The organism is Winogradskyella sp. R77965, assembly GCF_044594915.1.
Classification (GTDB): domain Bacteria; phylum Bacteroidota; class Bacteroidia; order Flavobacteriales; family Flavobacteriaceae; genus Winogradskyella.
The window spans coordinates 352,194-363,584 of record NZ_CP138990.1; the positions used below are offsets into that span (position 1 = coordinate 352,194).

Consider the following 11,391-nt stretch of genomic DNA (forward strand, 5'->3'; position numbering starts at 1 on the left):
TATTGATTATTGGAAAATTAAGAAATAATAAGAAGTATGCCAAGCTTATTTCTGAAGTTCTTCCAAAACTTTCTGACTGGTTATTTGAAGATGTTTTGGTAACTTATTAAACTTGGGTAATACGGCCAAATAGCGATCATCATTAGTGGTAAATACATGTTTTAGCTTCACTTTCTCTTTAGATATAAAAGCGATAATATCTTTCATAAATTCATCATGATGCACTAAATCTGTACTTCCTAAATGAAAAACTCCATATTTATTTCGATTAATGATATAATGGATTTGTTGAGTTACTTTTTTGTCTAGCGTCACATTCATAATAAGATTTGGAAAAATCTCAACAGATTCCCTATCTGAGATCAATTGTTTCATTTCTTGAATTCGAGGGCAATTAATCCCAAATACCATAGGAAGTCTTATAATAGCAACTTGTTTTTTGGGCAAACGCAGCAATAAATTTTCTATCTTAATTTTAAAATGGCCATAAATACTATGACTCAAAGTTTTGTCCAATTCATAACTCGGATATTTACTATAGGCATCAAAGGCATTGGCTGAGGACAGAAATATGATTTTACAATCCGTTTCTAAAACATATTCAGCGATATGTTGGTGTGCTATGGTCTGTGCATGAAAATCTCCACGGAGCGCAGAAATAATTACGGAAGGTTTGCAAGCCTCTAGAATTTCATAAACATCATCTTCTTCTACGTTGTACTGAAAAAATTGTTTGTTGCTCTCAAATTCTTTTTTTGGAGTACGATAGGTTCCAAAAACTCTAAAATAAGGTCCTAGTTCCTTGTATATAGAATGGCCTATATAACCGCTAGCTCCTAGTATTAAAATGCGATGTTTTTGTTCTCCGTGCTTCATTAATCTTCCTAACGCAAATAATAGCTATTTAGCCTTTATAGAATGGTAATTTAACAACTGTTGCTGGTATGGTTTTTTTACGAACCTGAATGTTTATTTTGCTGTCAATTTTAGAGAATACTTTTGGCACATAACCCAAACCAATACCAACTCCTAACATCGGACTCATAGTGCCAGAGGTTACATTTCCAATGGTTTTTCCGCTACTATCAACAATATCATAACCTTGACGAGGAATACCACGATCGTCTAATTTAAACGCTACTAACTTGCGTTCTGGTGTACGTTCTTTTTCAGCTTGTAAAGCTTCACTATTGGTAAAGTCTTTATTGAATTTACAAACCCAACCTAAACCAGCTTCGATAGGAGATGTAGTGTCATCTATATCATTACCATATAAGCAATAACCCATTTCTAAACGCAACGTATCCCTTGCTGCCAAGCCAATAGGTTTTATTCCGAAATCCGCACCAGCTTCTAATACTTTATCCCAAATTTGCTTGACTTCTGAGTTTTTACAGTAAATTTCAAAACCACCACTGCCAGTATATCCTGTTGCAGAGATAATAACATGCTCAATACCTGCAAAATCACCTACCACAAAATTGTAGAATTTTATAGCTGATAAATCCTCACTCGATAACGACTGCATGGCTTCAACAGCTTTTGGTCCTTGTATAGCCAATAGGGAATAGGCTTCACTTAAATCGCGCATCTCCGCACCAACATCATTTTTAGACTGAATCCAGTTCCAGTCTTTTTCAATATTACTCGCATTAACTACAAGAAGATAAGTTTCGTCTTTTATTTTATATATAATTAAGTCGTCTACAATACCACCATCGTCATTCGGTAAGCAACTGTACTGTGCTTTTCCAATTTCTAATTTAGACGCATCATTACTTGATACTTTTTGAATTAAAGCCAACGCATTGGGACCTTCAATTAAAAATTCACCCATATGTGATACATCAAAAATACCAAGAGCCTTCCTAACGGTTTCGTGCTCTATGTTTACACCTTCATATTGTACAGGCATATTGTAGCCAGCAAAAGGAACCATTTTAGCACCAAGTGCTATGTGAGTAGAGGATAATGCAGTGTCTTTCATTAGTAATGATTTTTAATTTAGAGATGTGCAAAATTACATAAATTTTATGGCTTATGATTCATATGTAAATCCAAAAAATGCATAAAAAAACCACCTTATTGAGGTGGCTTTTATAATTATTTTTAAAGCTTAGAATTGATATCTAATACCTAAGGCAACATCAATATCAATACCATCGTTAAAGTCGGCAAAGCCAATTTCTGGTCTTATACCAAAGGATAATATTAATGGAAAGTCAAAATCATATTCAACACCTAAATCTCCTGATAAAAAGAAAAAGGTTTCACTGTCAAGACTGTTATTATCAAAACTTACAGAACCTAGTCCACCACCAGCACCAGTATACCAATTAAAGTTTTCATCGAGTTCCCAAACCCATTGGTAAATTCCAGTTAATTTAAAGGCGTCATATCCCTTTCTACCTCGCCAACCTAAATCAATCTCTAATCGATTGTTATCACCTAAAGCACGTTGATAAGAAATTTCGGTTCCAATATTGTCATTAAAACCAAGTCTTAATCCAATAGCATTGTCTGCTATATTTTGTGCATTCATAAATGCAAAACTTGCAAAAACTGCAAAACTTGTTAAAATTAATTTTTTCATTGTATTACGTTTTTTTATTGATTTCAATAATGTTTGCAAAAATAACGCCAAAACTCAATTTATATTAGATTTCTTTATAGTTTTATACACATTATTATAAACGTTAATGCATAAAGATAAAGCTTTAAATCAATTAAAAACCAATCTCAAAGGTGAACTTTACGATGATGAGTTAATGCTAAAACTCTATGCTACAGATGCATCAGTATACAGAAAGTTGCCTTTTGCGGTTGCAATACCAAAAGACAAAAATGACATTAAGCTGCTTATTGAATTCGCAAAAAAAAATAACACCTCCTTAATACCTAGAACAGCAGGTACTTCTTTAGCAGGACAGTGTGTCGGTGACGGCATCGTAGTAGATGTGTCAAAATATTTCACAAAAATATTAGATATTAATGAGGCTAAGAAAACAATAACTGTTCAACCTGGCGTTGTTAGAGACGAGCTTAATAATTACCTAAAACCTTTCGGTTTATTTTTTGGACCAAACACATCAACATCTAATCGTTGTATGATTGGTGGTATGGTTGGCAATAATTCTTCTGGTACGACATCCATTCAATATGGTGTAACGCGCGATAAGGTTTTGAGTTTAAAGACGTTGTTGAGCGATGGAAGTGAAGTTGAATTTTCTAATGTATCGGCTGAACAATTTCAACAAAAACAAACGTTAGAAACGCTTGAAGGTCATATTTACAGAACCATTTATGAAGCATTAAGACCTGAAGCTGTCCAAAAACAAATACACAACAACTTTCCTAAGCCAGAAATACATCGTAGAAATACGGGTTATGCTATAGATGAATTATTGAAATCTGAAATATTTTCAAATTCAATTTCAGATTCAAGTTCGACTTCGCAATTTAATATGTGTCGCCTTTTGGCTGGAAGCGAAGGTACACTTGCATTTACAACTGAAATCACCTTGCAATTAGATGAATTACCACCTTCAGAAAGTGCTATGGTAGCATTGCATTTTGAAAGCATAGCGATGTGCATGAAGTCTGTTGAAACAGTAATGCAGCATAATTTGCACACTTGTGAAATGATGGACGATTCTATCTTAAATCTCACGAAGCACAATAAAACCCAACAAGAAAATAGACAATTCATTGAAGGCAATCCTGTAGCTATTTTAATGTGCGAACTAAAAGCCAATACTACTGAAAAACTGCAAACTGAGATTGATGGTTTTTTAAAAACTGTAAAGCAATTAAATTTAAGTTATGCAGCTCCGGTTTTAAGAAGTGAAGACATTGGTAAAGCTTTAGAGTTGCGTAAGGCAGGCCTAGGGTTATTAGGAAATATTATAGGCGATAAAAAAGCAGTAGCTTGTATTGAAGATACTGCAGTGGCATTAGAAGATTTAGATGATTACATTTCTGAATTCACGCAATTAATGAGATCTTATAACCAGAATGCAGTGTATTATGCACATGCTGGAGCAGGTGAGTTGCATTTAAGACCAATACTAGATTTAAAACAATCTGAAGATGTAAAGTTATTTAGAACTATAACAACAGATGTTGCCAAATTGGTTAAAAAATATAATGGCTCTATGTCTGGTGAGCATGGTGATGGCATTGTCCGTGCTGAGTTTATTCCATTGATGATAGGAGAAGAAAATTATCAAATTCTAAAACGAATTAAATCTACTTTCGACCCTGAGAATATTTTTAATCCAGGAAAGATCGTCGATGCTTATCCTATGGACAAAAATTTGCGTTATGAAGTTGATAGAAATGAACCAAAGATTAAAACGCTTTTAGATTTTTCAAGTTCACAAGGGATTTTGCGAGAAGCTGAAAAGTGCAATGGTTCTGGTGATTGCAGAAAACTTCCAGAATTTGGTGGTACTATGTGTCCGAGTTATAGAGCGACTCGAAATGAAAAAGATACCACAAGAGCAAGAGCAAACGCCTTGCGTGAATACTTATCAATTCCGACAGCTATCGGGACTGATAAAGCGAATAAGTTCAATCATAATGTACTTAAAGATGTTTTCGATTTATGCCTTAGTTGCAAAGCTTGTGCCTCTGAATGTCCAAGTAGTGTGGATGTGGCGAGTTTGAAAGCCGAATTTCAGTATCAATATCAAAAAGCAAATGGTTTTAAATTCAAGGATAAATTTTTTGCTAATTCTACTAAGTATAATAGAATAGCTTCCAGTGCTCCAAAGTTGTTCAATGGACTGTTTCAGACAAAATTTTTATCTGGCTATATGAAGTTAGCTTTTGGTATTCATTCCAAGCGAAGTTTTCCAAAAGTAACTAAGTCATATACTAAAATATCATCTGCTTTTAAAGCAGTAGGAGCTGATCAAAAAACAATAAAGACGGTATGTCTATTTGTGGACGAATTCACCAATTATCTCGAATCTAACATTGCATTAGATACTAAAGTATTACTTGAGTATTTAAATTATAATGTAATAACAATTAGTAATTTAGAAAGTGGAAGATCATTTTTATCTAAAGGATTTTTAGAAGAAGCTAAGACAATTGCTAACACCAATGTTAATCGTCTTAAAAACGCACTTAATAGTGATGTTAATTTAGTGGGAATTGAGCCATCTGCAATTCTAACTTTTAAAGATGAATATCTAAAACTAGCAGATGATAAAGAAGCTGCTCAAGACATAGCAAAGCACACCTTTTTAATTGAAGAGTTCATTCAACAAGAAATTGCATTAGAAAATATTAAGCCAGAACAATTTACATTGGAGGAGAGAACCATTAAATTTCATGGTCATTGTCATCAAAAGGCATTATCCAATCAGAAATCGAGCTTTGATGTGCTTAATTTGCCTAAAAATTATAAAGTTACTATAATACCAAGTGGTTGTTGTGGAATGGCTGGCAGCTTTGGTTACGAAAAAGAACACTATGATGTAAGTATGCAAATAGGAGAACAAACCTTATTTCCTTCAGTCAGAAAAGCTTCTAATGATACTATTATAGCTGCAAATGGCACAAGTTGCAGGCATCAGATTAAGGATGGAACAGGTAGAATTGCTAAGCATCCGATAACTATTTTAAAAGAAGCTCTGGTCTAATTTTTTTCTCTTTTTTGGGTTGCTCAACAATGGTAATGGCAGCAATTAAATCTTTGGTGTCCATTTCTTTTAAGTCTTCATCAGCAAAAAAAGCTGAAAGTTTGTCTTTATTGTAATTATAGATTTTCCAACGTTTAAATTGATATTCTAAAGCCGTAAAATTTTCTATCCAATCTCCAGAATTTAAATAGGTGGTTTTACCATATTTATTTTCTTTAACTATCATCTTTGGTTGATGTATGTGTCCGCAAACTACATAATCATAGCCATTTTCAATGGCTAAGTCTGTGGCTACTTTTTCAAAATCATTAATATATTTAATAGCCCCTTTTACACTGTTTTTTATCTTTTTAGATAATGAGTAACGTTCTTTTCCGAGTTTATCTAAACACCAATTTACAAAACGATTGAGTAGAATAAGTAAGTCGTAACCCCAACCACCAAGCTTTGCAAGCCATTTTGCATTTTGAATAGAAATATCAAATACATCACCATGAAAAAACCAGGCTTTCTTTCCATCTAGATTTAAAACTAGTTTATTTACTATGGAAATGTTTCCTATTTCGGTATCCGTAAACCTACGAAGCATTTCATCATGATTTCCAGTAATATAGATGACCTCAGTTCCGTTAGCAGCGAAATCCATGATTTTTTTTATGACGCTCAAATGCGATTTCGGAAAGTAACGTTTCTTGAATTGCCAAATATCAATAATATCACCATTTAAAATCAGTGTTTTAGGATCAATACTATTCAAATAAGTTAAAAGCTGTTTTGCATGGCAGCCAAAAGTGCCAAGATGAACGTCTGAGATTACTACTATTTCTAATTTTCGTTTTAAATTCAAGGTCGTAAAATCTATATATGCAAAGAACTTATTTTAGTATTAACTTACTGTGAATGGATAGTTAATTAACTATCAGCAAATTGTTATGAAATTGTTACAAAAAAAGTCATATTAAAAAATAGAGTTAACATAGGTGTAACACAGTGAAAAGCTAGATTAATTTTCGTTTTTTTAGTATAAAGATTTACTTTAGCATAAAATATGTTTTAATGGCAGGAAATTCCTTCGGAAAATTATTTAAACTTACAACTTATGGCGAATCGCATGGAAAAGCCATAGGTGGAATTATAGACGGTTGTCCAGCTGGACTACAACTCGACTTTGACGCCATTCAAAATGAAATGGAACGTCGTAAACCTGGTCAATCTAAAATTGTTACACAACGTAAAGAACCAGATGCAGTAGAATTCTATTCGGGAATCTTCGAAGGGAAAACTACAGGTACTCCAATTGGGTTTGTGATTCATAATACCAATCAAAAATCAAAAGACTATTCGCATATCAAAGATGTTTATCGTCCAAGTCATGCAGATTACACCTATGATAAAAAATATGGTGTACGTGATTATAGAGGTGGAGGACGAAGCTCTGCCAGAGAAACTGCGAGTAGAGTAGTAGCTGGAGCGATAGCTAAACAATTATTAGCTTCAGTAAAAATAAACGCGTTTACATCTTCTGTTGGTGATATTTTTATAGATAAGCCATACCAAGACTTGGATTTTTCAAAAATCGAATCTAATATTATCCGTTGTCCAGATGAAGCTTCTGCTGAAAAAATGATAGCTAAAGTACAGGAGATAAAAAAACAAGGTGATACCATTGGTGGAACCATAACTTGTGTACTACAAAATGTTCCTGTTGGCTTAGGTGAACCTGTATTTGATAAGCTACATGCAGAACTTGGTAAAGCCATGTTATCTATTAATGCTGTAAAAGGCTTTGAATATGGAAGTGGGTTTTGCGGCGCAGCAATGACAGGAAGCGAACACAATGACAAGTTTAATGAAGACGGAACTACACAAACCAACTTATCTGGTGGAGTGCAAGGTGGTATCAGTAATGGAATGGATATTTACTTTAGAGTTGCTTTTAAACCTGTAGCAACTACATTGCAAAAACAAGACACAATAAATAGTAAAGGAGAAACTGTTGAGATGCAAGGTAAAGGTAGACATGATCCTTGCGTTGTGCCGAGGGCGGTGCCTATTGTAGAGGCTATGGCTGCATTGGTTTTAGCAGATTATTCACTCCTGCGCAGGCAGGAGTCTCAGGAATGGTAGCCAAAGTATAATTTGAATCTAGAAGAAGAAAATGAAGAGAAAAGAAAGGAAATACTACTGACAAGAGAAGAGTGGTTAACATTTTTCTTTTTTCCTTTTGAATCTCAAAAAGGTTTGGATACAAATACATTTAATAAGGTTGAAGATCAACGATTTCAAGAATACGGATTTAATAAAAAAATAAAACAATCTGAAGAAGCTCGCATTTATGGATTTGCATTCTATGCAGTTGTTTTTGCAATTATTTTTTTAATTGTAATTTGGTAACAGAGTAAAATATTTATAATTAATTATGAGATTTCTGCTTTCGCAGGAATATTGCGTATGAAAAAACTAGCATTACATTGGAAGATTTTAATAGGTATGGTCTTAGGACTAATCTTTGGTTATATTATGCTGCAGGTAGATGGAGGTAAAGCCCTCGTTGCTGATTGGATTAAACCTATTGGTTCTATTTTTGTTAAGCTATTAAAACTAATTGCAATTCCATTAATATTAGCGTCACTAATAAAGGGGATTTCAGATTTAAAAGATATCTCCAAGTTTAAAAATATTGGCCTAAAAACCATTGGAGTTTATATTGTGACTACTGTAATAGCCATTTCAATTGGTTTGGCATTAGTTAATGTTTTACAACCAGGCGAAGGTGTATCAGAGGAAACTATTGCCAAACTCACAGATACATATTCAGAAAATAGTAGTGTAAAAGCTAAAATTGCAGAGGCTTCCAAGCAAATGGATTCGGGTCCTTTACAATTCGTAGAAGATATGGTTCCGGATAATGCGGTTTATGCATTAAGTAACAATAAATTGATGCTTCAAGTTATTTTCTTTGCTATATTTTTAGGTATATCTTTACTGCTAATTGGCGAGAAAAAAGCGGCACCATTAAAAGACTTTTTTGATTCTTTAAACGACGTGGTTTTAAAAATGGTTGACCTTATTATGTTGTCTGCTCCTTATGCAGTTTTTGCATTATTGGCTAATGTTGTTGTGTCTTCTGATGATCCAGATATTCTGTACGCATTATTACAATATTCTGGAGTGGTCGTTTTAGGTTTGGCTTTAATGATTGTTTTTTATTGTATTCTAGTCGCTACAATTACAAAGAAAAACCCATTTTGGTTTTTAAAGGAAATTAGTCCTGCGCAATTACTAGCGTTTTCTACTAGTAGTAGTGCCGCAACATTACCTGTGACTATGGAACGTGTAGAAGAGCATATAGGTGTAGACAAAGAAGTGTCTAGTTTTGTATTGCCAGTTGGAGCAACAATTAACATGGATGGTACCAGTTTGTATCAAGCTGTGGCCGCTGTATTTATATTTCAGGCTTTAGGATTAGATTTAACTTTTGCAGACCAAATAACAATTGTTTTAACGGCATTATTAGCGTCAATTGGTAGTGCTGCAGTTCCTGGAGCTGGTATGGTAATGTTGGTTATTGTATTAGAATCTGTAGGTCTTCCACCAGAATTATTACCAATTGGTTTAGCATTAATTTTTGCTGTAGATAGACCTTTAGATATGTGTAGAACAGTTGTAAATGTTACTGGTGACGGAACAGTATCAATGATTGTCGCAAAATCTGTAGGCAAATTAGGTGAACCAAAAGTGAAGAATTGGGATGACAATTATGATGATGTGAAATAATTTTTCATCCTCATTAAAAGTCACTACATTTAGTATTAGATATTACCAACCAAAAATTATAATAGAATGAATGTTTGCTTTATAATGTATCCTTGGGAGGATATTGATGCCGAAAATGACACAAGTCTGGCTTTAATTAAAGAGTGTGTAAAACGAGGACATGGTGTAGCCTTGTGTACACCTGCTAATTTAACCATTAGAGATAGTGTTACCAATGCCTTTTGTAATGTTGTTGGTAGAATGGAAAAAGTACCATCTACACTCAAATCTTTTTACAATAAAGCAAAACTTAGAGAGGAAATGTTACCTCTAGCAGGTTTTGATGCTATTTTCTTTAGGGCTAATCCACCTCTAGACCCAATAATGCTAAATTTTCTAGACTCTGTTAAAGATGATGTCTTTATAGTGAATTCTTTGCAAGGTATGCGAGAAGCTAACAACAAGCTCTATACAGCCGCTTTCGGTGATGCGCATAGCAACATCATTCCCAACACACACGTATCTAAAAACAAAAGATATTTAGTACAACAGATTAAAGAATCTAAGGCGGATAAAATGATATTAAAACCATTGAATGGTTTCGGTGGTTCTGGAGTGATTCTTATTGAAAAATCTGCTATGAATAATATTAACTCACTCTTAGATTTTTACATTACAAGTGGCGATGGAGAGTCTAATTATGTGATTCTACAAGATTATATTGAAGGAGCAGATCAAGGAGATGTTCGTATTTTATTACTAAATGGTGAACCTGTTGGAGCCATGAGGCGTATTCCAGGTAGTGATGATCACAGATCTAACGTATCAGCTGGTGGAAGTATAGCCAAGCATTCATTAACCAAGACTGAAAAAGCCTTATGCAAGCAAATAGGTCCTAAATTAGTTAAAGATGGACTTTACTTTGTCGGCATAGATGTTATTGGTGGAAAGTTGGTTGAAGTGAATGTAATGTCACCAGGTGGAATTACTTACATCAATAAAGTCTATAAAAACAAGACAAAAGTAGAAGAGAAGGTCATTGACTTTTTAGAGAGCAAGGTATTAGATCAACTTCAAGCTTTTGATAGGCGCACAAGGTTACGAAAAGCGGTTGATGAAGCTTAGTCAGTCCTAAATATGCAGTAACGACCAATACTATTCTTCTAAAAATGAAAACAATTCATCTAAATTCTTCATTAGTTTCAGTAGAATGGCTGAATGAAAATATTGAAACTTCGAACATCATAGTTTTAGATGCCACAATAAATAAAGTGATAGACGCGTCAGCAATAAGACTGCCTAAGACACGATTTTTTGATATCAAGAAAAAATTTAGTGATTTAGACGCACCTTTTCCAAGTACACTACCTTCAAAAGAGCAATTTCAAAACGAAGCCAGAGTGTTAGGAATCAACACAGATTCTATTCTTATTGTTTACGATGACAAAGGCATTTACTCTAGTGCTAGAGCTTGGTGGCTATTTAAAGTTTTTGGTTTCGAAAATGTAGCAGTCTTGGATGGAGGGTTACCAGAATGGCAGCTTAAAGGATTTGAAGTTGAAAACTACACTGACGAAACTTATTTTAAAGGAAATTTTGTAGCCCAACAAAATTTAGAATTAATGACAGATTTTACAGGTATTAATGAGGTTTCTAGTTCCTCTGATACTTTAATTTTAGATGCAAGATCAAAAGCACGTTTTGAATGTTTAGTTGATGAACCTAGAGCAGGATTACGACGAGGTACGATTCCAAATTCAAAAAACATGCCTTATACAGAGTTATTCGATGGTAATATAATGAAGACAAAAAGAGAACTTTTGACTATCTTTAATAACTTAGTAGAAGGAAAAACAAAATTAGTGTTTAGCTGCGGGTCTGGTATTACAGCTTGTATCTTGGCTCTAGCAGCTTCAATTTGTAATTATAAAAATCTTATGATCTATGATGGCTCATGGACAGAATATGGAACATTAACCTAAAA

At 33.8% G+C, this 11,391-nt stretch carries 10 protein-coding genes; 6 read left to right on the forward strand and 4 right to left on the reverse strand.

The features are described from left to right. Window positions 1-45: 45 nt before the first annotated feature. The 3 genes from SJY34_RS01705 to SJY34_RS01715 form a co-directional block, all read right to left on the reverse strand. Window positions 46-876 (reverse strand): sugar nucleotide-binding protein, encoded by an 831-nt coding sequence (locus SJY34_RS01705; RefSeq protein WP_400078318.1) that lies wholly within the window; start codon window positions 874-876, stop codon window positions 46-48. Window positions 877-904: 28 nt separating this feature from the next. After that, a complete protein-coding gene (gcvT, locus tag SJY34_RS01710; protein WP_400078319.1) occupies window positions 905-1,987 on the reverse strand; it encodes a glycine cleavage system aminomethyltransferase GcvT in 1,083 nt (360 codons plus the stop codon). Window positions 1,988-2,116: 129 nt separating this feature from the next. Further along, window positions 2,117-2,593: a hypothetical protein gene (locus tag SJY34_RS01715; protein WP_400078320.1), complete on the reverse strand. Its 477-nt coding sequence runs from the start codon at window positions 2,591-2,593 to the stop codon at window positions 2,117-2,119. Window positions 2,594-2,699: 106 nt separating this feature from the next. On the opposite strand from SJY34_RS01715, the gene SJY34_RS01720 reads away from it, so the two are divergent. After that, window positions 2,700-5,651 (forward strand): FAD-binding and (Fe-S)-binding domain-containing protein, encoded by a 2,952-nt coding sequence (locus SJY34_RS01720; RefSeq protein WP_400078321.1) that lies wholly within the window; start codon window positions 2,700-2,702, stop codon window positions 5,649-5,651. Here the strand turns inward: SJY34_RS01720 and SJY34_RS01725 are convergent. Then, a complete protein-coding gene (locus SJY34_RS01725) occupies window positions 5,626-6,498 on the reverse strand; it encodes a UDP-2,3-diacylglucosamine diphosphatase (protein WP_400078323.1) in 873 nt (290 codons plus the stop codon). The two genes, SJY34_RS01720 and SJY34_RS01725, sit on opposite strands and share 26 nt — an antisense overlap. 209 nt (window positions 6,499-6,707) lie before the next feature. On the opposite strand from SJY34_RS01725, the gene aroC reads away from it, so the two are divergent. The 5 genes from aroC to SJY34_RS01750 all read left to right on the forward strand — a co-directional run bounded on the left by aroC (window position 6,708) and on the right by SJY34_RS01750 (window position 11,389). Then, entirely contained in the window at window positions 6,708-7,778 is a 1,071-nt protein-coding gene (aroC, locus tag SJY34_RS01730; protein WP_400078325.1) for a chorismate synthase, read from the forward strand. Between the two features lie 12 nt (window positions 7,779-7,790). Next, window positions 7,791-8,045, forward strand: coding sequence for a hypothetical protein (locus SJY34_RS01735; RefSeq protein WP_400078327.1), 255 nt, complete (start codon window positions 7,791-7,793; stop codon window positions 8,043-8,045). Window positions 8,046-8,102: 57 nt separating this feature from the next. After that, on the forward strand, window positions 8,103-9,428 hold the full coding sequence (locus SJY34_RS01740; RefSeq protein WP_400078329.1) for a dicarboxylate/amino acid:cation symporter: 1,326 nt from the start codon (window positions 8,103-8,105) through the stop codon (window positions 9,426-9,428). Between the two features lie 66 nt (window positions 9,429-9,494). After that, entirely contained in the window at window positions 9,495-10,532 is a 1,038-nt protein-coding gene (gene gshB, locus SJY34_RS01745; protein ID WP_400078330.1) for a glutathione synthase, read from the forward strand. A gap of 44 nt (window positions 10,533-10,576) precedes the next feature. Next, window positions 10,577-11,389 carry a sulfurtransferase gene (locus SJY34_RS01750; protein ID WP_400078332.1) on the forward strand — a complete coding sequence of 271 codons (813 nt, stop codon included), beginning with the start codon at window positions 10,577-10,579 and terminating at the stop codon, window positions 11,387-11,389. The last annotated feature ends 2 nt before the right edge of the window (window positions 11,390-11,391 follow it).

What these genes read in the sequence shown, in the direction of transcription:
- gshB (WP_400078330.1), top strand. Translation starts at nt 9,495, where the DNA reads ATGAATGTTTGCTTTATAATGTATCCTTGGGAGGATATTGATGCCGAA.
- gcvT (WP_400078319.1), bottom strand. Translation starts at nt 1,987, where the DNA reads ATGAAAGACACTGCATTATCCTCTACTCACATAGCACTTGGTGCTAAA.
- SJY34_RS01750 (WP_400078332.1), top strand. Translation starts at nt 10,577, where the DNA reads ATGAAAACAATTCATCTAAATTCTTCATTAGTTTCAGTAGAATGGCTG.
- SJY34_RS01720 (WP_400078321.1), top strand. Translation starts at nt 2,700, where the DNA reads ATGCATAAAGATAAAGCTTTAAATCAATTAAAAACCAATCTCAAAGGT.
- aroC (WP_400078325.1), top strand. Translation starts at nt 6,708, where the DNA reads ATGGCAGGAAATTCCTTCGGAAAATTATTTAAACTTACAACTTATGGC.
- SJY34_RS01705 (WP_400078318.1), bottom strand. Translation starts at nt 876, where the DNA reads ATGAAGCACGGAGAACAAAAACATCGCATTTTAATACTAGGAGCTAGC.
- SJY34_RS01740 (WP_400078329.1), top strand. Translation starts at nt 8,103, where the DNA reads ATGAAAAAACTAGCATTACATTGGAAGATTTTAATAGGTATGGTCTTA.
- SJY34_RS01715 (WP_400078320.1), bottom strand. Translation starts at nt 2,593, where the DNA reads ATGAAAAAATTAATTTTAACAAGTTTTGCAGTTTTTGCAAGTTTTGCA.